The organism is Qipengyuania oceanensis (assembly GCF_009827535.1).
GTDB lineage: Bacteria > Pseudomonadota > Alphaproteobacteria > Sphingomonadales > Sphingomonadaceae > Qipengyuania_C > Qipengyuania_C oceanensis.
Map to the genome: position 1 here is coordinate 870,779 of NZ_WTYN01000001.1, position 20,953 is coordinate 891,731.

At 65.4% G+C, this 20,953-nt stretch carries 19 protein-coding genes; 9 read left to right on the forward strand and 10 right to left on the reverse strand.

Annotation, left to right across the window (positions count from 1 at the left end):
* The first annotated feature begins 14 nt into the window (after window positions 1–14).
* The 7 genes from GRI48_RS04305 to GRI48_RS04335 all read left to right on the forward strand — a co-directional run bounded on the left by GRI48_RS04305 (window position 15) and on the right by GRI48_RS04335 (window position 5,515).
* Window positions 15–413, forward strand: coding sequence for a four-helix bundle copper-binding protein (locus tag GRI48_RS04305; protein WP_160671901.1), 399 nt, complete (start codon window positions 15–17; stop codon window positions 411–413).
* 62 nt (window positions 414–475) lie between these two features.
* Entirely contained in the window at window positions 476–889 is a 414-nt protein-coding gene (locus GRI48_RS04310; RefSeq protein WP_160671904.1) for a lasso peptide biosynthesis B2 protein, read from the forward strand.
* A 95-nt stretch (window positions 890–984) separates the two neighbouring features.
* Window positions 985–2,160: an acyl-CoA dehydrogenase gene (locus tag GRI48_RS04315; RefSeq protein ID WP_419956941.1), complete on the forward strand. Its 1,176-nt coding sequence runs from the start codon at window positions 985–987 to the stop codon at window positions 2,158–2,160.
* On the forward strand, window positions 2,160–2,810 hold the full coding sequence (maiA, locus tag GRI48_RS04320) for a maleylacetoacetate isomerase (protein ID WP_160671910.1): 651 nt from the start codon (window positions 2,160–2,162) through the stop codon (window positions 2,808–2,810). Before GRI48_RS04315 ends, maiA begins: the two co-directional genes overlap by 1 nt.
* Entirely contained in the window at window positions 2,807–3,817 is a 1,011-nt protein-coding gene (locus tag GRI48_RS04325; protein ID WP_160671913.1) for a fumarylacetoacetate hydrolase family protein, read from the forward strand. The genes maiA and GRI48_RS04325 overlap by 4 nt, the downstream gene beginning before the upstream one ends.
* 2 nt (window positions 3,818–3,819) lie before the next feature.
* Window positions 3,820–4,962, forward strand: a complete 1,143-nt coding sequence (locus GRI48_RS04330; RefSeq protein WP_160671916.1) for a glycosyltransferase — start codon at window positions 3,820–3,822, stop codon at window positions 4,960–4,962.
* Window positions 4,955–5,515 carry an LbetaH domain-containing protein gene (locus GRI48_RS04335; protein ID WP_160671919.1) on the forward strand — a complete coding sequence of 187 codons (561 nt, stop codon included), beginning with the start codon at window positions 4,955–4,957 and terminating at the stop codon, window positions 5,513–5,515. Before GRI48_RS04330 ends, GRI48_RS04335 begins: the two co-directional genes overlap by 8 nt.
* A 9-nt stretch (window positions 5,516–5,524) precedes the next feature.
* Here the strand turns inward: GRI48_RS04335 and GRI48_RS04340 are convergent, their stop codons facing one another.
* The 6 genes from GRI48_RS04340 to GRI48_RS04365 form a co-directional block, all read right to left on the reverse strand.
* Complete coding sequence (locus GRI48_RS04340) at window positions 5,525–6,166, reverse strand: hypothetical protein (protein WP_160671922.1); 642 nt, start codon at window positions 6,164–6,166, stop codon at window positions 5,525–5,527.
* Between the two features lie 95 nt (window positions 6,167–6,261).
* Window positions 6,262–8,490, reverse strand: a complete 2,229-nt coding sequence (locus GRI48_RS04345; protein WP_160671925.1) for a GumC family protein — start codon at window positions 8,488–8,490, stop codon at window positions 6,262–6,264.
* A 13-nt stretch (window positions 8,491–8,503) separates the two neighbouring features.
* Window positions 8,504–9,151: a polysaccharide biosynthesis/export family protein gene (locus tag GRI48_RS04350; protein WP_160671928.1), complete on the reverse strand. Its 648-nt coding sequence runs from the start codon at window positions 9,149–9,151 to the stop codon at window positions 8,504–8,506.
* 47 nt (window positions 9,152–9,198) lie between these two features.
* On the reverse strand, window positions 9,199–10,545 hold the full coding sequence (locus tag GRI48_RS04355) for an O-antigen ligase family protein (RefSeq protein WP_160671931.1): 1,347 nt from the start codon (window positions 10,543–10,545) through the stop codon (window positions 9,199–9,201).
* A gap of 112 nt (window positions 10,546–10,657) precedes the next feature.
* Window positions 10,658–11,821, reverse strand: coding sequence for an acyl-CoA dehydrogenase family protein (locus GRI48_RS04360; RefSeq protein ID WP_160671934.1), 1,164 nt, complete (start codon window positions 11,819–11,821; stop codon window positions 10,658–10,660).
* Between the two features lie 42 nt (window positions 11,822–11,863).
* A complete protein-coding gene (locus GRI48_RS04365; RefSeq protein WP_160671937.1) occupies window positions 11,864–12,625 on the reverse strand; it encodes a crotonase/enoyl-CoA hydratase family protein in 762 nt (253 codons plus the stop codon).
* Window positions 12,626–12,727: 102 nt separating this feature from the next.
* Between GRI48_RS04365 and GRI48_RS04370 the strand changes: the two genes are divergently transcribed.
* Complete coding sequence (locus tag GRI48_RS04370) at window positions 12,728–13,996, forward strand: acetyl-CoA C-acetyltransferase (protein WP_160671940.1); 1,269 nt, start codon at window positions 12,728–12,730, stop codon at window positions 13,994–13,996.
* A gap of 124 nt (window positions 13,997–14,120) precedes the next feature.
* On the forward strand, window positions 14,121–15,071 hold the full coding sequence (locus GRI48_RS04375; RefSeq protein ID WP_160671943.1) for a transglutaminase-like cysteine peptidase: 951 nt from the start codon (window positions 14,121–14,123) through the stop codon (window positions 15,069–15,071).
* Between the two features lie 33 nt (window positions 15,072–15,104).
* On the opposite strand, the gene GRI48_RS04380 is transcribed toward GRI48_RS04375, so the two are convergent.
* The 4 genes from GRI48_RS04380 to GRI48_RS04395 all read right to left on the reverse strand — a co-directional run bounded on the left by GRI48_RS04380 (window position 15,105) and on the right by GRI48_RS04395 (window position 20,934).
* Complete coding sequence (locus GRI48_RS04380; RefSeq protein ID WP_160671946.1) at window positions 15,105–16,370, reverse strand: HlyD family type I secretion periplasmic adaptor subunit; 1,266 nt, start codon at window positions 16,368–16,370, stop codon at window positions 15,105–15,107.
* Window positions 16,367–17,416: a cell wall hydrolase gene (locus tag GRI48_RS04385; protein WP_337190767.1), complete on the reverse strand. Its 1,050-nt coding sequence runs from the start codon at window positions 17,414–17,416 to the stop codon at window positions 16,367–16,369. Before GRI48_RS04385 ends, GRI48_RS04380 begins: the two co-directional genes overlap by 4 nt.
* On the reverse strand, window positions 17,413–19,497 hold the full coding sequence (locus GRI48_RS04390; protein ID WP_237451724.1) for an ATP-binding cassette domain-containing protein: 2,085 nt from the start codon (window positions 19,495–19,497) through the stop codon (window positions 17,413–17,415). The genes GRI48_RS04385 and GRI48_RS04390 overlap by 4 nt, the downstream gene beginning before the upstream one ends.
* Window positions 19,498–19,566: 69 nt before the next feature.
* Complete coding sequence (locus GRI48_RS04395; RefSeq protein ID WP_237451725.1) at window positions 19,567–20,934, reverse strand: TolC family protein; 1,368 nt, start codon at window positions 20,932–20,934, stop codon at window positions 19,567–19,569.
* Window positions 20,935–20,953: the final 19 nt, after the last annotated feature.

Here is a 20,953-nt window from a genome sequence, read left to right on the forward strand (position 1 = left end):
TTCAGGAGAACAGCATGTCGTTGCAGGAAATGGTTTCGCGCCACCCACAGGTCGAGAACGAGACCGAGGAACTCATCCTGGCCTCGCGCCACGCGATGCTGTGCTCGCTGTTCTGCACCTCGTGCGCCGATGCCTGTGTCGCCGAGATGACGGCCGATGGCATGGACATGAGCCAGTGCATCCGCAATTGCCTCGATTGCGCCGACATCTGCGCTGCGACCGCGCGGCTTGGCGTGCGGCGTACCGCGCAGAACATAGAGGTGCTGCGCGCACAGATCGAACTGTGCATCAAGGCTTGCGAGACCTGCGCAGCGGAATGCGAAGGTCACGACAACGAACATTGCGCCTGGTGCGCGAAGATGTGCCGCGAATGCGCGGACGATTGTCGCAAGGCGCTGCCGACGATTCACTGATCGCAAACCGGTTTCATCCGGTACTGGACGCATGGCCCCGCCGGGACTAGCGTCCGGTCCCGATGGGGAAACTGACGACGTTTCGCGAACTCACTCGCGAAGAGAAACTGGCCGCATTCGAGGCCGCATCCTTCCTGCTGCTTGCGCGGATTCTGGTGACGCTCGTTCCGTTGCGCTTCTGGCGGCGCAAATTCGGATCGGTCGACACCGAACAGGTCGGCGCGCGCTGTGCCAGTTCCGTCCGGCTCGTCCGTCAGGCGGTTCGCCGGGCAATGCGCAACGCACCGGTTGGCTTCATCTGTCTGCCACAAGCTCTCGCAGCGCGCTGGATGCTCGCCCGGCGCGGCGTAGCCAGCAAGCTTTCGATCGGTGCCCGCCGCGAGGACGGCCGGATGGCTCTGCATGCCTGGCTCACCAGCGGCGAGGCCTGGGTGACCGGCGATTGCGACCCCCGGGAATACGCGCTCCTCGCCTGACTTTCGCTGGCGAAGCGCTGCCCCCCTTGCCGCTGCCGCGCGCCTCTGCGAAAGGCTGTGTAGCAATCTGACACAGAGGATGACCGATGGCCGGAATGGCGCCCTTCGCTTGGGACGATCCCTTCAATCTCGACGACCAGCTGAGCGAGGAAGAGCGGATGATCCGCGATGCCGCTCATGGTTTCGCGCAGGACGAATTGCAGCCTCGCGTGATCGAGGCCTTCGCCAACGAGACGGACGCCCCCGAACTCTTCCCGATGATGGGCCGCGCCGGATTGCTCGGCGCCACCATCCCCGAGGAGTACGGCGGCGCGGGCGCGAATTATGTGGCCTACGGCCTGATCGCGCGCGAGATCGAGCGGGTCGACAGCGGCTATCGCTCGATGGCCTCGGTGCAGTCGAGCCTCGTGATGTTCCCGATCTACGAATACGGGAGCGAGGAGCAGCGCCGCAAGTACCTCCCCGGCCTTGCCTCGGGCGAGCTGATCGGCTGTTTCGGCCTGACCGAACCCGATGCCGGATCGGACCCGGGCGGAATGAAGACCTGGGCGAAGCAGGATGGCGACGGCTACAAGCTGTCCGGGTCCAAGACCTGGATTTCCAACGCACCCTTCGCCGACGTCTTCGTCGTCTGGGCCAAGAGCGAGGCGCATGGCGGCGCGATCCGCGGTTTCGTGCTGGAAAAGGGCATGGAGGGGCTGTCGGCCCCAAAGATCGAGGGCAAGATCTCGCTTCGTGCCAGCACCACCGGCATGATCGTGATGGACGAGGTGAAAGTCGGCGCAGACGCGCTGCTGCCCGAAGTCCAGGGCCTGAAGGGTCCGTTCGGCTGCCTCAACCGCGCGCGTTACGGCATCAGCTGGGGCGCGCTGGGCGCGGCCGAATTCTGCATGCATGCGGCGCGGCAGTACGGCCTCGACCGCGAGCAGTTCGGCGTGCCGCTTGCCAGCAAGCAGATCTACCAGCTCAAGCTCGCCGACATGATGACGGACATCGCCATGGGCCTGCAATCGAGCCTGCGCGTCGGACGCCTCATGGACGAAGGCAAGTTCGCACCGGAAATGATCTCGATCGTCAAGCGCAACAACGTGGGTAAGGCTCTCGATGTCGCCCGCAAGGCGCGCGACATGCACGGCGGCAACGGAATCTCGGAAGAATACCAGGTCATCCGCCACATGGTGAACCTCGAAACAGTCAATACCTACGAAGGTACGCATGACGTCCATGCGCTGATCCTGGGCCGCGCCATCACCGGTATTCCCGCGTTCTGATGCGGCTCCACGCCTATTACCGCAGTTCGACCAGCTACCGCCTGCGCTGCGCGCTGAACCTGAAGGGCCTCGACTACGAGGTCGTGCCGGTGAACCTGCTCAAGTCGGAGCAACGGGGCGAGGCTTTCCGCTCGCGCAATCCCTTTGCCGGGGTTCCCATGCTGGAAGCCGACGGGCACGACCGCGCGCAGTCAATGGCGATCATCGAGTGGCTCGACGAAGCCTACCCGGCGCGACCGTTGTTGCCGGCAGATATCGAACAGCGCTTCATCGCCCGCGAGCTCGGCTACGCGATCGCGACCGAGCTGCATGCGCCGCTCAACCTGCCGATCCTGCAATATCTCAAGAACGAGCTCGAACAGTCGCAGGAAGACATCGGCATCTGGTATCGCCACTGGCTCGCCAAGACACTCGAGCCGCTCGAACAGCGCCTCGAACAGCTCGGCACCGGCGATTTCCTGTGCGAAGCGCCCGGCTTCTTCGAAGCCGTGCTGATCCCGCAGATGTACAACGCGCGGCGCTTCGATTTCGACTTTTCCGCCATGCCGCACATGGAGCGGATCGAGGCGGCCTGTCTCGCCCTGCCCGCTTTCCTGCGCGCCCATCCCGACAACCAGCCAGACACTCCCGAAGGAGAAAAGGTCTTATGAAACTCGCCTCGATCAAGGACGGAACCCGCGACGGGAAACTGGTCGTCGTCTCGAAGGACCTGACGCGCTACTGCGCGGCCGATAATATCGCGCCCACCCTGCAGGCCGCGCTCGACGACTGGGACACCATCGCTCCGAAACTCGAACTGCTCGCCACCGACGTCGAGCACCAGGCCGTTCCGTGCGAGCGGTTCCACGAGCACGACGCGCTTTCGCCCTTGCCGCGCGCCTACCAGTGGGCCGACGGTTCGGCCTACATCAACCACGTCGAACTCGTTCGCAAGGCACGTGACGCCGAGGTGCCGGAGAGCTTCTATCACGACCCGCTGATGTATCAGGGTGGCAGCGACCGGTTCCTCGCCCCGCGCGATCCGATCCCGCTCGGCGACACCGCCTGGGGCTGCGACATGGAAGGCGAAGTCGCCGTCATCACCGACGACGTGCCGCAGGGCGTCTCGAAGGAACGGGCCGCCGATCACATCAAGCTGGTGATGCTGGTCAACGATGTGTCCCTGCGCGGATTGATCCCGGGCGAACTCGGCAAGGGCTTCGGTTTCTTCCAGTCCAAGCCCGCCAGCGCCTTTTCTCCCGTCGCGGTCACTCCCGACGAACTCGGCGATGCGTGGAAAGACAGCGTCATCCATCTGCCCCTGATCGTAGACTACAATGGCGAGCCGTTCGGCCGTGCCGAAGCGGGCGAGGATGCAACGTTCAGCCTGGCGGAACTGGTCGCCCACGCCGCGAAAACCCGCGAGCTCGGGGCCGGCACGATCATCGGCTCGGGCACGGTCAGCAACAAGGGCGCGGACGGCGGCCCGGGCAAGCCGGTGAGCGAAGGCGGGCGCGGTTACAGCTGCATCGCCGAAATCCGCATGATCGAGACCATCTATGACGGCGAGGCCAGGACCCGCTTCATGGCGCCAGGCGACAAGGTTCGCATCGAGATGAAGGACAAGACAGGCCATTCGATCTTCGGCGCGATCGAGCAGGACGTGGTCGCCGCCTGACGATGGGCCAGCCGCTCGCCGGCAAGCGGATCGGACTGGTTGCCGGCTGGGCGTCGCGCCGCAACGGGGGCGTGTTCGAAGCCATGGTCGGGCAGGCTGCCCTGATCCGCGATCTCGGCGGCGAGCCCTCGATTTTCGCCGCGCGCGACGAGCATTCCGACGCGGACCGCGCACGGTTCGGTGAAGCGCAGGTCTTCTACGCCGATCCCGTCGGGCCGGCCGCGCTCGCCTATGCTCCTGCCCTCTCCGATGCGATGGCCATGGCGAAACTCGACTGCCTGCACCTGCACGGCATCTGGCAGGGCAGCTCCCTGGTGGCGGCGCAATGGGCACGGGCCAACGAACGGCGGTACGTCATCAGTCCGCACGGCATGCTCGATCCCTGGATCACGGGCCGCAGCCGCACCAGAAAAGCGCTGTTCCGCTGGACGGTCGAGCGCGCGAACTGGCGTTCTGCGCGCATCTTCCATGCGCTGACGCGGGACGAGGAAAATGACATACGGCGCTGGATCCCAGAGGCGCAGGTATCGGTCGTACCGAACCCTGCCCCCGCAACGTGTAAGTCGCGTACGTCCTTGCCACCGCCGCATGCCATCTATCTCGGCCGGATTCACGAGAAGAAGAACGTCGACGGCCTGCTGGATGCGTGGAACCTGCTGGCGGAGCGAGGCGAACTCGCCGCTGATGCACGCCTGACGATCGCCGGCTGGGGCGAGCCTGATGCCATCGATCGACTGGAGCGCAGGTTCGCATCGGGCGTACCGCAAGCGGACTTCGTCGGCCCGGTCCATGGCGAGGCGAAGACATCGCTGCTTCGCGATGCGCGCACACTCGTGTTGCCGTCCTTCAGCGAAGGACTGCCGATGGCTATCCTGGAAGCCTGGGCCGCGGGCACGCCCACCATCCAGAGCGAAGGCTGCCACCTGCCGGAGGGCATGGACGCTGGCGCGGCAATCGCAAGCTCGACGGAACCCGACAGCATCGCCTCGGCGTTGAGGCAGGTCTTGTCACTCGACGAGAGAGGCTGGCTGGCCATGTCACGCGCAGCGCAGGGCCTCGCTGCCGGAGCGTTCGGGCGCGAAACCATCGCCAGCCGCTGGGCGAAGGTCTACAGCGGCCTGATGGACGATCAGGCGCATGGCTGACTGGGACAGATTCCGTCCCATGGGCGCAGGCGCCGCGTTCGGCTTAACGAACAAGATCGAGCGCACCTTCTGGCGCATCGCGTGGCTGTTGCTCGCCCGCTGGACGCCCGCGCCGCTGTTCTCCTGGCGCGCGCTGGTGCTGCGAGCCTTCGGCGCGAAGATCGGCAAGGGGACCCGCATCTATCAGGATGTCCGCGTCTGGTTGCCGCGCCACCTTACGGTCGGTGACGAGACCATCGTCGGACCCGCCGTCGAGCTCTACAACCAGGGCACGATCACTATCGGGCCGCGCTGCGTCGTCAGCCAGCGCGCGCATCTTTGCGCCAGCACCCATGATGCAAGCGATCCGGATTTTGCGCTGGTCGTGCGGCCCGTGGTCATTCGGCAGGCATGCTGGATCGCCGCCGAGGCTTTCGTCGGTCCCGGAGTGACGATGGGCGAAGGCGCGGTGCTGGCCGCGCGTGGAGCGTTGTTCGAGGATGCCGAGCCGATGACGATCTATCGCGGCAATCCCGCGACGGCCGTCAGGCAGCGGGTGTTGCGGACCGACTGACCGGGAGTGTCAGACCGGACAATGTCGTTCCTGGACGGCGCGCGCGCGCCCGGTCATCTGCCGGCTTGCCAGGCCTTCGATCATCGGCTCCACGATTGTGCAACCCAGTGGTTGCTCTTCGAATCCGGGGTCGAGCAGCAAGTCTGCTCGTTGGGCGACCGCAGCGCTCAGGGCGAGAGCGTCCACTGCCAGAAGCTTTCTCGCGAAGTAAGGTCGGCGGCCCATTCGCTCGATGAGCAAACCGCGCGCTTCGCTGTCCGCCATCAATGCGCCGAGCAGTCGATCGGTCGCGGGGAAGGAAGGGTTACCGCGCACGATCGCCTCGAACCGGTCTATCGCCGCGCGTGCTTCACCTTCCTGCAGCCTGGCATTGAGCCAGTAGGTCTGCACCACGGGATCGCGCCAGCCGAGCGTCCCGGCCAGGCCGAATGCCCGTTGCGTTCTCTCCGCATCACCGGACAGCAGCATGGCCGTGGCGAGAAGTCCGATCGCTTGCGCATCCGCGGGCGAAGCCGTCACCGCCCTTGCCGCCTCGGATCCGGCGCGACGCACATCGCCATCCGCGAATGCGAGGGTGGCGGAAATCTGTGCCGCCTCTGCCCGGAAAGGCGTGGGCACCAGCCGCGACCACGTCGGGTCCCTCTGCGTCATACGGTCGGCCGCGCTGGCGAATGCCACGAAGGCGAAACCCGATAGCACGACAGTCAGGACAGTGGGGCGAAGAAGGGACCGTGCCGTGCCCATGGTCAGGCAGGCTGGCCTTCCTGGTCCTTCGCATAGCGGTAGTATTCATAGCCGTAGTAGGCCGAATAGCGGTTGCCACCCTTTTCCGGATCGAACTTGGCCAGCACTGCGCCGATCAGAACCGGGTCGACTGTCCGCAGCCGCCGCAGTGCCGCGCGCAATTGCCCGCTGCGCCCGCGTTCCGCCTCGACCACGAAGATCGTACCATCGGCCAGCGCCGCCAGCATCGGCGCATCCGCCAGCCCCAGCACCGGCGGGCAGTCGACGACGACCACGTCGTAAGCCTCGCTGGCCTGTTCGAGGATCTGCGCCATGCGCGGCGAGGTTATCAGTTCCGACGGGCTCGGCGGCGGTGGCCCCGATGGCAGGACATCGAAGGCGCCGTCCTCAAACGAAGCGACGGCGCTCTCCAGCGGATCGGCAGAGGTGAGCAAATCGGTCAGGCCGCGGGTGTTGGGAATGCCGGTTGCGATATGCGCGGCCGGACGTCGCAAGTCTGCGTCGATCAACAGCACCTTCATGCCCATGCGGCCGAAACCGCTGGCAATCGCGTGGCTGGAGGTGGTCTTGCCCTCGCCGGCCTGGGCACTGGTCAGCGCGAGCACCCGCGGGAGACCCGAGCGGGTCGAATACAGGAGAGCGCCGCGCAGCGAATTGTATGCTTCGGCGACCGGCGACTTCGGGTTCGTCATGTCTTCGAAGGGCTTGCCTTCGGCCCGTGGCACGACGCCGAGCAGCGGCAACCCGAGCTTCTCCTCGACATCCTCCGGCACGCGGATCGCATCATCGAGACGGTCACGCAGATACACCGCCGCGAGTGCTGCAACGAGCCCGGCAAGAAGGCCGATGGCCAGGTTTCGCGGCAGGCTGGGCGATGATGGCATCAAGGGCGGATCGGCCCGGTCGATGATCGCGATATTGCTTGCCGCGATGCCTGCCGAGGCATTGAGCTCGCGGTATCGTTGCAGCAGGCCATCGTAGATGGATCGCGCAGTGTCGGCCTCGCGCGCCAGCGTGTTGTAGCGCACCGCCCTGTCCTGTTCGCGCAGGGTGTCGCCCTGCAGACGGCTGACCTGGCCTTGCAGCGCGTCCTCCGCAGCCTGCGCCGCCCGGTACTCGGCGCGGATGGAATTGCGCACCTGCGCCGCGGTCGCAGTCAGCTCGGCATCGATCGCGGAGAGGTCGCCCTGCAGGTTCTGCACCGCCGGGTGATCCGGCAGATAGCGATCGCGCGCCGCTTCGAGGTCAGACCGCGCCTTGGCCCGGCGGGTCATCAGTTCCTGCACCGTCGGATTGGCGAGCACGGTGCGCGAGGACAGCAGCGGCGTGGCCGATTCCGCCTGCCAGCGGGTCTGCGCGGCGATCCGGTCGGCCCGCGCGGCATTCGCCGCTTGGTTGAGCTGCAGCAGACTGGAAGCGGTCACGCTGCCGGCAACCGGGCGGCTGTCATCGACGGTGAAGGCATCACGAGTACGGATCAGTCCGGCCTGCCGCGCGTAGGCGTTCAGTTCCTGCTCGCTCGTTTCGAGTTGCTTGCGGGCATCGTCGAGCTGCTCTTCGACAAAGGTGCGGGCGTAGGCCGAACTGTCGAACCGGCGCTGCAGGTTGGCCTGGATGAACTCGTCGGCGAAGGCATTCGCGATCCTGGCCGAAATCTCCGCATCGGTGCTGGTGAAGCTTACCCGCGCGATGCGGGTGGACCGTGGCAGGTCGATCGACAGGCTGTCACGCAGCAGGGCGATCACCGTTTCGCGCCGCGCCGTAGCATCCGTGTCGGCTGCCGGCGGAGCCATCTCCATCGCCGCGAAAAAGCGTGGATCTTCATAGAGCTTCAGGGCGTTGGCGACCCGGATCGCCAGCGCCCGGCTGCGCAGGATATCGAGCTGGGTATTGAGAAAGCGATCGACGTCCCAGTCCGAGCTTTCGGGCGCACGCGCATCGAACTCCTCGCCCAGCACTTCGTCGCTCTGCTCGTTGATCTGGATGCTGGTCGCGGCGGTGTAGCGCGGGGTGACCAGCATGGTGGCGATCACCGCGACGGCAAGCGCCGCGCCGAGAATGGCCACGAACAGCCAGATGTTCCGCCGGAGCGCCGCGAGTGCATAGCGCAGGTTTGCGCTTACCGGATTGTCTCCGAATGCACCGGCGGGATAGCCATAGGAACCGCCCCGGCCGTCGCCCCCGTCGCTGCCATTGCCGCGATAGCCCGGTGAATCGGCCGCCCTCAACATGCGCTGTCCGTCCTCACAGCGGCCTCAGCACGCCGACGAGCGGTGCGGTCTGGAGGATATCCTTGTAGGTTCCCCGCAGCGAGGAATAGCCGACGACCACGATGTCGCCGGGAACCAGCGCCAGGTCTGGCATCCGCCCGCCACGGATAGCCTGCAAATCGAACCGGCCGCCGTATCGCTGGCCATCGACCGTGCGGAAAACCAGCACCTGATCCAGCCGGGCGACATCCGTCGGGCTGCGCGCCTGCGCGAGCGCCGTCAGCAGCGTGTCGCCCTGCTTCCACGGATAGACTCCGGGAAGGTTGACTTGTCCTTCGACCGAGACGGTCATCTCGCGCGCCTTCTTGATCGCTACCGAGGCGCGCGGGTTGCGCAGGTAGCGCGCGCCGTAGGCACGCTCGATTGCGGCGGCGAGTTCGGTCGCGTTCGATCCGGCGGCACGAATGTCGCCGATAAGAGGCAGGCTGAGATTGCCCGCATTGTCGATCGCTACCTCGTCCTGCGAGAGTTCGGGCTCGTCGAAAATGCGGATCGAAAGAATGTCGCCCGCCTGCAGACTGTAGGACGCCGGCGTTGCCTGCGCGGCGCCGTCGATTGCCGCGTAACCGGCCTCGCCGACCGGGACGACCGGATCCATGGCCGGAATACAGCCGGACATCATGGTTGCGAGAATGCCCGCCAAAACCAGCTTCGAAAATGTCCGACCCGTCATGTCCCGTCCGTATCCGGCTCTTGCGGCCGCGCGAGCATCCCCAGCGCTATCGCGACCAGGCTTGCTCCTGCCATGTTTCGCAGCGGATAATCAATTAACGCATGCAATGCCACGAGGATAAAACAGGTCAGCGCGAAGATCGCCGCGGGCCGCGAGGCAGGATCGCCCAGGCTGCGGCGCGCGAGCGCTGCTCCGAGCACGATCGCCGTTGCGAGCAACACATAGCCCGGCAGACCGGCCTCCATGGCAAACTCCAGCCATTCGCTGTGCGCGCGATTGGGCATGGACGCGTCGACATGCATCAATTGTTCGTGCGGAAGAAAGGCGTCGACGAAGGTCCCCATACCGGTTCCCCACGGCCAGCCGGCCGCCAGCGCACGGGCGCCATCCTGCCACAGGGCGATGCGGGTATCGTCGAACATGCCGAAGCGGGCAGCGGCATAGCCCAGTCGCTGGTCGAAGATCGCGAAGGCCGATAAGACGATGACGAGCGCTGCGACCAGCGCGAAACCCGCGCTCCACCTGCTGCGCCGGCTCGTCTGGCGTGCCGTGACGAGTATCGCGATGCCGGCAGCGGCGACCGATACCAGCATGATTCCTGCCCGCGAGCCGGTCAGCAGCAGGGCGACGAGGAGAACGCCGAGTGCCGCCGTCAGCCCGATGGCCGACGTGACCCCGTCCTGTCGCTCGCGCATGGCAAAGCGCGCAGCAGCCGCCACTGCGCCGATCAGCAGCAGGTCCGCCGCCGCGTTGCGGTTGGCATGGAACCCGGTCAACCAGCCGGTATGCGACCCGTCGTAGAGACGGAAGGCATCGCCCGGTCCGGCTACCTGGAGCGTGCCGAGAACGGCACTGGCCAGCGCCATCAACGCAACGGTTGCAAGGATGCGGCGACGTCCGGCCGTGTTCTCGCCCGCGACCAGCAGCGCCAGCGCCAGCGGGACGACCATCGCGAGAAGGCTCGCCAGCGTCTTGTGCGGCGCGATACTGAGCGGCCGCCAGTTGTCCGCGAGCCCGACCAGATCGAGAGCTGCGCGCTGGCCCTCGCGCCCCGGCAGTGCCTGCCACCCGGCGGGAGGCAGCGGGACGAGTTGCAGTACCGGGATTGCCAGCACGAATGCGCAGATCGCCCAGATCGTGCGCGAGGGACGAGCACGGGCATCGCCAGCACTCCAGGCAAATGCAGCCAGGATCGCGGCAGCAGACATCTGCAGCAGGAGCTCGGCGAGAGGATGCGGCGATCCTCCGCCGCCCAGCCCGATCGCCAGCACGACGAACAGGCAGATCAGCGCCGAGCGCTGCCCTACCCGATCATCCGGCCAAAATCGTTTCGTTAAGGACATGCGCGAAACCCGATCTCCCTTGTCAGGAGACTAGGCCGCGCAGCCCTGCCGGCAAAGGCCAGGACGGATTGGCTCGGGGAAAAACCGCGCGGCTTTCCCCGTCGCATCACGATCACATCGAGCGGGCGATCACCATCTTCATGACCTCGTTCGATCCTCCGAAAATCCGCGTGATCCGGCTGTCGCGGAACATGCGGGCGATCGGGTAATCGTTGATGAAGCCAGCGCCTCCGTGAAACTGAAGGCACTTGTCGACGACTTCACCCTGCAATTCGGTCACCCAGTACTTGGCCATGCAAGCGGTCGCCACATCGAGTTCGCCCTTGAGGTGGCGTGCGATACAATCGTTGACGAAGACCCGTGCCGCGGTGCCCCGCGCCTTGAGATCGGCGAGCACGAACTGCGTGTTCTGGAAATCCCAGATCGTCTGGTTGAACGCCTTGCGGTTTTTCACGAAGTCGAGCGTGACTTCGAGAGCCTTCTCGATACCCGTCATCGCGCCCATGGCGATGATCAGGCGTTCCTGCGGGAGTTCGCCCATCAGCTGGTAGAACCCCTTGCCCTCGACCCCGCCGAGGACGTTTTCGGCAGGCACGAAGACGTCGTCGAAGAACAGCTCCGACGTGTCCGCGGCATCGAGCCCGACCTTGTCGAGCTTCTTGCCGCGCTGGAACCCGTCCGCACCTTCCGTCTCGAGCAGCATGAGCGAGATGCCCTTCGCCCGTTCCTTGGGGTCGGTCTTGGCGACGACGATGATGAAGTCCGCGGTCTGACCGTTGGAGATATAGGTCTTGGCGCCGTTGATCCGGTAGCCGTTGCCATCCTTGAGCGCGGTCGTGGTAATCGACTGGAGGTCGGAACCCACGCCCGGCTCGGTCATCGCGATCGCGCTGACCAGTTCGCCCGTGACGAGCTTGGGCAGATACTTCTTCTTCTGCTCCTCGGTCCCGTGGCGCACGAGGTAGGGCAGGATCACGGTGTTGTGGAGCGAGGCGGCAAAGCCTTCCACGCCATGCTTCGCCTGCTGGTCGATGACCACCATGTCGTGGCGGAAGTCGCCGCCATGGCCGCCGTATTCTTCCGGCACCGACACGCCGAGCAGGCCGGCCTGGCCGGCCTCGCGCCAGAAATCGCGCTCCACCTGGCCGTTCTTGCGCCATTCGAGAACGCGCTTTTCCGGTGCATGCTGCTGATAGAACTTGCCGACGGCGTCGGCGAAGATGGCGATCTCCTCGTCTTCCATGAATTCGGGCTGGGGAACGTCGATTGCGGGCATGATTATGTTATCCTCTCTCAGAAATCGGTCGTGCGGCGGGCGTTACTTACCCTTCCAGTTGGGTGCGCGCTTTTCGGCAAACGCAAGCGAGCCTTCGCGGGCATCCTCGCTCATGAAGACCTGCGGCAGCAATTCGGCCTGCCTGTCCCAGCGCTCGTCGAGCGGCCAGCCGCGCGATTCGTTGACGATCTGCTTCGACACGCGGACGGCGATCGGGCCGTTGGCGGTGATCGCATTGGCGAGCTCGATCGCGGCATCGAGCGCCGATCCGTCGACCACGCGATTGAGCAGGCCGAGATCGTAAGCCCGCTGTGCGTCGATGAAATCGCCGGTCAGCGCCAGCTCCATCGCGATCTTGGGCGGGATGAGGTCGGGCAGTTTCATCAGGCCGCCGGCCGCAGCCGCGAGGCCCCGCTTGGCTTCCGGGATGCCGAACTTGGCGTCCTTGTGCGCCACGATCATGTCGCAGGAGATCATCAGTTCCATGCCGCCGGCGAGCGCATAGCCCTCCACCGCGGCGATCAGCGGCTTGACCGGGCTCTTCTCGGTGAGGCCGCCGAAACCGCGTCCTTCGACGCTCGGCCGCTCGCCGCGCAGGAATCCCTTGAGATCCATGCCGGAGCAGAAAGTGCCGCCTGCGCCGGTCAGGATGCCGACCCTGAGGTCGTCGTCCGAATCGAGCCGGTCCAGCGCTGCTGCGATTCCCTCGGCAGCGGCCTTGTTCATCGCATTCTTCGCTTCGGGCCGGTTGATCGTAATGATCAGGACCCCGTCGCGCACCTCGGTCAGCAGCTCTTCGCTCATCCGGAAACTCCCATTTTATTTAGAAACTCTTTGTTGTGTCATTGCTGGCCACAGCTTACGCATGCGTCAACCGCAATTTCGATAAAACGAGAGGATCCGACCATGGCAGAGGCCTATATCATCGATGCAGTTCGTACCCCGCGGGGGATTGGCAAACAGGGCAAGGGCTCGCTCGCCCACATGCATCCGCAGCATCTTGCCGCGACCTGTTTGAAAGCGATCAAGGATCGCAACAATCTCGACACCTCGACGGTCGACGACGTGATCTGGTCGGTCAGCTCGCAGGACGGCCTGCAGGCAGGCGACATGGGCCGCATGGCTTCGCTCGATGCCGGCTACGACATCACGAGTTCTGGCACGACGCTCGACCGCTTCTGTGGCGGCGGCATCACGTCGGTCGCGCTCGCCGCTGCTCAGATCATGAGCGGAATGGAAGACTGCGTCGTCGCCGGCGGTACTGAAATGATGAGCCTGACCGCTGCCCAGGCGCGCGAAAAGATGCAGGCCGGCCTCAACCCCGGCCGGATGGGCGCCGGCAACGAGCGCCTCGAGAAGGTGCACCCGCAGTCGCACCAGGGTATCTGCGGCGACGCGATCGCCAGCATGGACGGGTTCACCCGCGAGGAGCTGGACGAGGTCGGCTATCGCAGCCAGCAGCGCGCCGCCAAGGCGATCGAGGAAGGCCGCTTCGCAAAGTCGATCGTCCCGGTGACCGACGACGAAGGCAACGTAGTCCTCGACCACGACGAATATCCCCGTCCACAGACCACCCGCGAAGGGCTCGCCGAACTCGAGCCGGCCTTCACCAAGATCGCCGACATGCCGCTCAACGAAAGCGGCACGACCTTCCGCAAGCTGGTCAACCAGAAGTATCCCGACCTCGAGATCAAGAACTTCCACCATGCCGGCAACAGCTCGGGCGTCGTCGACGGGGCCGCAGCGGTCCTGCTGGCGAGCAAGGACTATGCGAAGAAGCACGGCCTCAAGCCGCGCGCCCGCATCGTCGCGACCGCCAACATGGGCGATGATCCCACGCTGATGCTGAACGCGCCAGTTCCGGCAGCGAAGAAGGTCCTCGAAAAAGCCGGAATGACCAAGGACGACATCGATCTCTACGAAATCAACGAGGCGTTCGCCGTCGTCGCCGCCAAATTCGTGAAGGATCTCGATCTCGACTGGGACAAGGTCAACGTGAACGGGGGGTCGATCGCGCTCGGACACCCGATCGGAGCGACCGGTTCGATCCTGATCGGCACGATGGTCGACGAACTCGAACGCCAAGACAAGAAATATGGCCTGGTAACCATGTGCGCGGCCGGCGGCATGGCGCCGGCAATCATCATCGAGCGGGTCGAGGATTTCGTCGACTAAGGGAAATTCCGGGAAGCGCGGTCGCCATGGTTAGCGGCCGCGCAACCTTCATGAACCGATTTCCGGATTCGGTTTACCTTTTTCCGGAACCAGACCTTGAGAGCTCCCGTGAAAAACGGGTGGCATGGAAAACCAGAACTCCATGCCCGCCCGTTTCGGGGCACTTGCCGGCTCCGCCGCCCTTGCCCTCGGCATTGCGGCACCCGCGCAAGCGCAGGGCACGTCGCCGAGCCTGCTTTTGCCGGCAGCGGCGGCCTTCGTCAGCCAGGCCGATTGCTTCCGTCCGGCCCCGGCCGTGCAGAGCATCGCCCAGCAGGTCGCGGCCCATCCACAACTCAGCAAGAGCGCTGCAATCCTCGGCGGTGCCAGTGCGCTCGACCGGATGCGCCAGGCGCAGACGAGCGGCGGGGCCGCCACCAGCATCGAGCAATACGTCCCTGGGCGTGCGCTGACACCTGGCGCGCAGGGCTTTGGCTCGGCGACCAATTGCACCGCATTAACGAAGCTGGCGGCCACCAGCCGCCTGCCGCAGGTACGGATGCCAAAGCCGACCGGAGACATCCTCTCCAGCCGCCGTATCGCGATCAACCACACGATGTTCGACGCCGACTGGAAACGTGTGCGCGGCGCAGGGCTTTCCCGCTCACGGGCGAACGCCTTCATCGGCGGGCGCCCGGCCAGCGACCTTGAGTTGATCCGCAAGGTCAACCGGGTGACCAACCACCGGATCCGCTATGTCGAGGACCGTGTCCAGTTCGACCGCCCCGATTACTGGGCCGGTGCGCAGGCGACGATCGCAAGCGGCAAGGGCGATTGCGAAGACTATGCGATCACCAAGATGCAGCTCCTGATCGCGCATGGCTTCCGGCCGGAGGACCTGACGCTCACGATCGCTAAGGACATGATCCACGGATCGGACCACGCCGTGCTGCTGGTTCGCCACGAGGGGCGCTATCTGATGCTCGACAATGTCACCGACCGCATTCTCGACGGGTCGCTGGCGAACGAATACAAGCCGATCTTCAGCTATTCGGACCGCAAGGCCTGGCTGCACGGATACGCGCTGAACAGCTGAGCCAATCGGGCGGCACCGCGTGCCCTGCCCGGCTCAGCGTTCGGTCAGTGCCTCGTCGAATGCCTTGGCAACGGGCTTGAGGAGGTACGACAGCACCGACTTGCGGCCGGTGATGATCTCCACGTCGCACACCATTCCGGGCACGATCGGCAGACGCTTGCCATCACGCTCGATGTAGGCCTTGTCGGTCTCGACCAGCACCAGGTAGTACGCCTCGCGCTCCACCTCGTCGTAGATCGAATCCGCGCTCACGTTCTGCACCCTGCCCTTCAGGCCACCGAATACCGAGAAGTCGTAGGCGGTCACCTTCACGTTCGCCGGATCGCCGACCTTGATGAAGGCGATGTCCGAGGGGCTGACGCGCGCTTCGACCAGCAGCTTGTCGCCAACCGGCACGATCTGCATGATCTTCTCGCCCGCGCCGACAAAGCCGCCCACCGTGGTGATCTGCACGTCGTTGACGATACCGGCCGAAGGGGCGCGCAATTCCTGCCGCTGCTGGCGCGCCTCGGCACCGCGCAGGGTTTCCTGGTTCACGGCGATGCGGGTGTTGACCTCGCTGCGCTCGGAAAGCGCCGTTTCGCGGAATTCGAGCCGCGCCGACTGCAGATCCGACTGTGCCTGGCGAACGGCCGCTGCTGCACGGGCGACACCCTGGCGCGCGCCCGAAAGGCGCCCCTGGATATCTACCATCTCGCGCTGGGCGGTCAGCAATTCGGTCTGCGGGACGATGCCCTGCTGGGCGAGCGGACGCAGCATGTCGACCTGTTCTCGCGACAGTCGCAGGCTGCTTTCGAGCGAGGAAACGGTGGCCTGGCCTTCGCTCAGGTCGCGGCGACGCTGCTCGACTGCCGAGGCAAGCGAGGCTTCGCGACTGCGCGCGGTGGCCTTGCGGACCTGGGCGAGGCGCTGTTCCTCGGCGCACAGGCTACCCTCGGCACAGCCAACGGGCCCGCCGCCCGCCTCGGTCGTGAGGCGCTGCGAGCGTGCCTGCAACCGCTCCGTCTCGGTCCGCAGCTGCCCCAGTTCGGACGACGACTGGGCATCGTCGAGGCGCACGAGCAACTGGCCCTTGCGGACCGATTGACCGGCGCGGACGAGGATCTCGCGAATAGTCGCAGGCTCTGCCGGCTGCACCAGCTGCGCCTTGCTCGACGGGATGACCTTGCCCATGCCGCGCGTGACCTCGTCGACCGGGGCGAGTGCCGCCCAAACGATGAGGACGAACAGTCCGAGCGCGCTGACCGCTATGAGGCGCCGGCTGGCGTCCCACGAATCGAACCTTTCACGCCATGTCATGGCTGCTGCTCCGCAGAAGATGTGTCGCCGGCGGAAGAACCCGCGCCGTGCTCGCCAAGAGTGGCGCGATAGGTTGAACTTGCCGTTACCGGATCGGGGATCGTCAGGCGCCAGGTCTTGGTCGTGTCGATCCGCCCACCCACGTCATAGGAAGCGTGACGATCCTTCACGTCCGCGACCACGGTGGTACCGGGCACGAACTCCGGTTCCGGCGCGACGATCTCGACGTTGGCAGCGAGCCGTTCTCGCATCCGGCCGAAATCCAGCGAGGGAATGGCTTCATGGCCCGACCAGCGCCGGGTGAAGGCATTGCTGGAGCCCCACGACCCCTTGAACCGGTAGAAGATATGAACGCCGATCTTCTCCAGCTTGCCGAGTTGGAAGGCCCAGCGCGGCAGGACGTAATCGGCGTGGTAATGGGTCGCCGTGCCGACGCTCGGCTCGGTCGATCCCGCGAGGGCGGCCTTCGCCACCTCGCGCGATTCGTTCCACTGGCGCGCCATAGGGCCGCGCAGGAGCGAGCCGTCGCAGGTGAAACTGAACTGGCAGACGCGCTGGTTCGATCCCTCGTAGACGACCCCGCAGACCGAGTTGGGATAGGCGCTGTGCCGCATCCGGTTGAGCACCACCTGCGCGACCGCGCGCTTGCCGCGCAGCGGCTCGTTCGCAGCCTCGTAATAAACGGCCTGAGTCATGCACTTGAGCGCGGTTTCGTATACCGGCCCGCTCAGGGGCAGGCCGCTGACGCCCGACAGCCGCTCGAGGGTAGAGGACATGGGAATGCGCGAGTTGCGCGCCTGCGCGCTTTCGCCTTGTAGCACGAGCTCGGCGCCCTCGCCCTCGTTGATGGTATTCAGTTCGTGGATCTTGCGCGCGACGGCCTGCTTCTTCGCCGTCGCGACTTCGGCAGCGGCTTCGGCACGGCTGTCCATCAGCCATACGCCGCCTGCCGTCCCGACCGCGACGAGGCTGACCAATGCGCTCAGCATTATCGGCCGCCTGGCGGCACCGGCGCTGTTGCGCGCGAGATCTGACAGCCAGCTCACGAGATTGCTCCCGCGGCGGCGGTGATCTTGTCCTTCGGGCCGTCGGCGACGATCCGGCCCTTGTCCAGTACGATGATCCGATTGCACAGCGAGAACAACGCCGGGCGGTGGGTCGAGATCAGCAGCGTCTGGCTGGGGCGCATCGCCCCGGTCAGCCGGTCGACGAACAGTTTTTCGGTCTGCGAATCCATCGCGCCGGTCGGCTCGTCGAGAAACAGCAATTCGCTCGGCGAAACGAAAGCCCGGGCGAGCGCAAGGAAGCTGCGCTGGCCGCCGGACAGCTTGTTGCCGTGTTCGCCGACCGCGCGGTCGAAACCGCCGGCATCGCGCGAGAGGAACTGGTCGGCACCGGTGATCCGCAGGGCCTCGACCATCGCCTCGTCGGTCGCTTCCGGGCGGCCGAGTGTCAAATTGTCCTTCACCGAACCGGTGAACACATTGGCATCCTGCCCGACGAACCGGAACGCCGTTCGCAGGTCCTGGGGTCGGAACTGGCGACTGTCGATCCCGTCGACGGTCATCGAGCCTTCGGTCGGCTGGTAGAGGCCACACAGGACGCGGCCCAGGGTCGACTTGCCCGACGCGACCCGCCCGACCACCGCGATGCGCTCGCCCGGCTCGATCGTGAGATTGATGTCGGACAGGGCGGAAGATTCCACGCCGGGATACCGGAACCCGAGATTGTCCATCCGGATCGTCGCCGAGCGTACCCGTGCGGGGATCGACAGGCTGCCGTGCTTGCGCTCGTCCTCGCCATCGAACAGCTCGTCGATACTGGAAAGCGTCGTCTTCACCTGGCGTGCCCTGGTCAGCAGGTAAGCGATCTGGCCGGCCGGGGCGAGCGAGCGGGACGACAACATGACGATCGCGATGATCGCACCCATCGAGATGGCGCCGCTGGCGAACAGGTAATAGCCGCCGATGATCAGCGAGATGTTGGACACCTGCTGGAACGTGGCGGCGAGGCCGACCGCGGTCGAATTGATCTTGCGCAGTCGCGCCTGCGAGAAAGCGCCCACTTCGGCGAGGCGATACCAGCGCCCGACCATGCCGCCTTCGCTGGTCATGCTCTTGAGCGTTTCCATGCTCGACAGCGATTCGACCAGGAGCGTCTGCTGGAGACCGTAATCGGTCTGCGCATCCTGCGCCGCCTCGGTCACCTTGTTCTGGAGACGCCAGCCCGCGATAGCCATGCCGGCCATGGCGGCGAGCGGGATGAGCGCCAGCCACCCGCCGATGTAGGCGATCGCGGCGACGAAGACGACGAGGAACACCAGGTCGACCATCAGCACGACGGTGGTCGATGCGAAGAAATCGCGCACTTGCGCATATTCGGAAACGCGCGCGGCAAGCGAGCCGGTGTGCCCCTTGCGCGAAGCGAGAGGAGTGGTCAGCAGCCGGCCGTAGATCTTCTGCGAGAGCTTGAGATCGAGACGCTTGCCGATCTGGTCGACGACATTGTTGCGCGCTGCCTTGAGCGCGAATTCAAGCGCGAAGGCCAGCGCGACGCCGACTGCGAGAACCCACAGGGTCGATTCCGCGCGATTGGGGATGACCCGGTCGTAGACGTTCATCGTGAACAGCGGGAGCGACAGAGCCAGCAGGTTGATGATGACCGACGCGAGAATCACCGGGCGGAACGAATCCCGCTCTTTGTGGATCTCGCTCCAGAACCAGTGACGCCTGCCCTTGGCGTACCACGGGGCCTCGCTCTCGCGCAGGCTGTCGGGGTCGCCGAACACGCTCAGGAAGCCGCCGTTGAACTGGTCGGCGATCTGGCTCTGGGGCACCCAGACACCCTCGCCGCTGCCCGGCAGCCAGAGACGAATCTCGTCCTCGCGGACCTCGTGCAGGACGGCGATGCCGTCCCGCTCGAGATTCACGAGTGCAGGATAGAGATCCGGATCGCGCGGTAGCCGTGCTCCGCGCCGCGGGATGAAGTTCAGCCCGGCCAGTTCGACCGCCGGACCCGCCTGGTGGAACGGCAGGCGTCCGTCCGGCCCACGTGCGAGCGTGGTAAATTGTGTCGAAGCAAAGCCGATGCCGAAACGCGCCGCCAGTTCGGCGACGGCTTCGGTCAAGGGGTCAGTTGCGGCACCCGCCTCGACTTGCTCCTGCAACACAAATTACCTGCCTATTCCCCGCCATTTTCAGTCGGTCTTGTTCCGGTACTGAAGCTCTGCCGGAGGACGCGGGCCGTAGTTGTGTTCGTCCCGCTCGTTTTCGCCCGCACCTTCACCGGGTGCTACCGACAGCGCTTCAAGGAGGCGGTTGGTAGCAGCAAGCGCTTGGTATTCCGCGAACTGTTTGCTGAAACGTGCCGTTTCGAGACGCACCTGCGTGTTGTAGCGGGTGTTCTGCGCATCGAGCACGTCGAGCAGCGAGCGGCGGCCGACGTTGAACTGGCTGCGATAGGACAACAACAGGTCGTCGCTCACCTGGCTCTGGCGCTGCAGCTGCGAGGTGATGTTGGTCTGCGCGTCCATGGCGATGTAGGCATTGCGCACATCTTCTTCGGCCTGCCGCTGCAGTTCGTGCAGGCGATAGCGGGCCTGGCTCGCGCGGCGCACCATTTCCTGGTGCTTGGCGCGATTGATGCCGCCGTCGAACACGTTCCAGCGGATGTAGCCGCGGGCCATGACGTCATTGGTGTCGCCATCGAAACCGTCGATGTCCTCGCCCACCCGGCCCACGACTTCGACGCCGATGGTCGGGAAAAGGTCGCCCTTGGCCGACTTGACGAGGCCGTGGGCCGCATCGACGTCGGCTTGCGCTTCGTTGACCAGCGGGTTGTTGAGGCGTGCGAGACCGACTGCCGAATCGATGTTCGGCGGCAGCGCCGCGCTGAGATCCGGCGGAGCCACGACCTGCGAGATGTCGAGCCCGGTCAGGCGGCGCAAGGCCGTCTTCGCATTTTCAAGGTCCTCGACCGCTTCGGTCTGGCGAACGAGTGCCGACTGCAGGCGCTCTTCGGCCTGCTGCTGATCGGCAACCGAGATCGACTGCTGGCGCACGCCTTCGGCGAGATCGCCGGCGAGGCGTTCGTGGAACAGCACGTTGTCCTGCGAGGCGGCGACGACGCGCTGCTGCAGCAGGATGTCGAAATACTGGCGCGCAACCTGAAGCGCGATGAATTCCGAACGTTCCTCGACCCGCATCGACGCACCGTCGACCCGCGCCGCCTGACGCAGCACTTCACCGCGACGGCGACCGAAATCGACCAGCGCCCAGTCGCCGCGAATGTTCGCTTCGAGCGGATAGAGCTCGCGATCGGCGATCCCGAGCGTGCGGCGCGTGTTGTTCTCGAGGCGACGGATGCCGCCCGAGGCTTCCACGTCGACGCGCGGCGCATACAGGCCTTCGGCCTGCCGGCGCTCGAACTCGATCGCTTCCTTGTTGTACTGCGCCTGCAGGATTTCCGGGTTGGCAGCCATTGCGACTTCAACCGCTTCCTGCAGCGTGGTCGCCCCGTCCTGAGCCAGTGCCGTGCCCGCAGTTCCCGCGAGCAGGGCAGCCATTAGAGCCAGTTTACCCTTG

What these genes read in the sequence shown, in the direction of transcription:
- GRI48_RS04375 (WP_160671943.1), top strand. Translation starts at nt 14,121, where the DNA reads ATGGAAAACCAGAACTCCATGCCCGCCCGTTTCGGGGCACTTGCCGGC.
- GRI48_RS04350 (WP_160671928.1), bottom strand. Translation starts at nt 9,151, where the DNA reads ATGATGTCCGGCTGTATTCCGGCCATGGATCCGGTCGTCCCGGTCGGC.
- GRI48_RS04365 (WP_160671937.1), bottom strand. Translation starts at nt 12,625, where the DNA reads ATGAGCGAAGAGCTGCTGACCGAGGTGCGCGACGGGGTCCTGATCATT.
- GRI48_RS04370 (WP_160671940.1), top strand. Translation starts at nt 12,728, where the DNA reads ATGGCAGAGGCCTATATCATCGATGCAGTTCGTACCCCGCGGGGGATT.
- GRI48_RS04340 (WP_160671922.1), bottom strand. Translation starts at nt 6,166, where the DNA reads ATGACGCAGAGGGACCCGACGTGGTCGCGGCTGGTGCCCACGCCTTTC.
- GRI48_RS04325 (WP_160671913.1), top strand. Translation starts at nt 2,807, where the DNA reads ATGAAACTCGCCTCGATCAAGGACGGAACCCGCGACGGGAAACTGGTC.
- GRI48_RS04310 (WP_160671904.1), top strand. Translation starts at nt 476, where the DNA reads ATGGGGAAACTGACGACGTTTCGCGAACTCACTCGCGAAGAGAAACTG.
- GRI48_RS04380 (WP_160671946.1), bottom strand. Translation starts at nt 16,370, where the DNA reads ATGACATGGCGTGAAAGGTTCGATTCGTGGGACGCCAGCCGGCGCCTC.
- maiA (WP_160671910.1), top strand. Translation starts at nt 2,160, where the DNA reads ATGCGGCTCCACGCCTATTACCGCAGTTCGACCAGCTACCGCCTGCGC.
- GRI48_RS04355 (WP_160671931.1), bottom strand. Translation starts at nt 10,545, where the DNA reads ATGTCCTTAACGAAACGATTTTGGCCGGATGATCGGGTAGGGCAGCGC.
- GRI48_RS04345 (WP_160671925.1), bottom strand. Translation starts at nt 8,490, where the DNA reads ATGTTGAGGGCGGCCGATTCACCGGGCTATCGCGGCAATGGCAGCGAC.
- GRI48_RS04335 (WP_160671919.1), top strand. Translation starts at nt 4,955, where the DNA reads ATGGCTGACTGGGACAGATTCCGTCCCATGGGCGCAGGCGCCGCGTTC.
- GRI48_RS04305 (WP_160671901.1), top strand. Translation starts at nt 15, where the DNA reads ATGTCGTTGCAGGAAATGGTTTCGCGCCACCCACAGGTCGAGAACGAG.
- GRI48_RS04395 (WP_237451725.1), bottom strand. Translation starts at nt 20,934, where the DNA reads ATGGCTGCCCTGCTCGCGGGAACTGCGGGCACGGCACTGGCTCAGGAC.
- GRI48_RS04330 (WP_160671916.1), top strand. Translation starts at nt 3,820, where the DNA reads ATGGGCCAGCCGCTCGCCGGCAAGCGGATCGGACTGGTTGCCGGCTGG.
- GRI48_RS04315 (WP_419956941.1), top strand. Translation starts at nt 985, where the DNA reads ATGGCGCCCTTCGCTTGGGACGATCCCTTCAATCTCGACGACCAGCTG.
- GRI48_RS04360 (WP_160671934.1), bottom strand. Translation starts at nt 11,821, where the DNA reads ATGCCCGCAATCGACGTTCCCCAGCCCGAATTCATGGAAGACGAGGAG.